At 59.4% G+C, this 721-nt stretch carries 1 pseudogene; it reads right to left on the bottom strand.

The window, feature by feature from the left end:
* A pseudogene (locus DIE13_RS32560) lies at window positions 1-679 on the bottom strand (transposase); the annotation flags it as partial.
* Window positions 680-721 lie beyond the last annotated feature (42 nt).

Raw genomic sequence — 721 nt, 5'->3', positions numbered from 1 at the left:
AACAGCCGGATGCTACGTCCGTCGGCAAGTTGGTCGTGCATGAAGTCCATCGACCAGACCTGATTGACGGCAGACGGCACCGCCAGCGGTTCCGGGACCTGCCTGACCAGTCGCTTGCGCGGCTTGATTCGCAGGTTCAACTCCAGTTCGCAATAGATCCGGTACACGCGCTTGTGATTCCAGCCGAAGCCTTTCACGTTGCGCAGGTACAGGAAGCACAGTCCGAAGCCCCAGTTCCGGTGGTTGTCCGTCAGGCGCAGCAGCCAGTTCGCAATCTCGTCGTTCTCGGCGCTGCGCCGACCGACGTACCGATAACAGGCCTGGCTGATCCCAAATGCCTCACATGCCAGCCGGATCGATACGCCCCGGCTGCACACCGCATGCATGGCCATCTCACGCCGGCAAGATGGCCTCAATCTTTTTTTGCGAGCGCCTCCGCTACGATCTCGGCCTTGATCTTCTCCTCGACGTACATCTTGCGCAGCCGGGCGTTCTCGGCCTCCAGTTCCTTCATCCGCGCGATCAGCGAAACGTCCATGCCGCCGTACTTCGAACGCCATTTGTAGAACGTCGCCGTGCTGATGCCCAACTCCCGGCACAGGTCCGGCACCGACAGCCCCGATTCCACGCGCTTGAGCGCGTCCATGATCTGGCTGTCCGTGAATCTCGATTTCTTCATTCCGTAGAACTCCCTCAACAAGAAAATTCTACTTCTGATCAC

It is taken from the genome of Burkholderia sp. Bp9016 (assembly GCF_003857765.1).
Taxonomy (GTDB): Bacteria; Pseudomonadota; Gammaproteobacteria; order Burkholderiales; family Burkholderiaceae; genus Burkholderia.
This window is presented reverse-complemented; position numbering and strand designations above follow the sequence as displayed.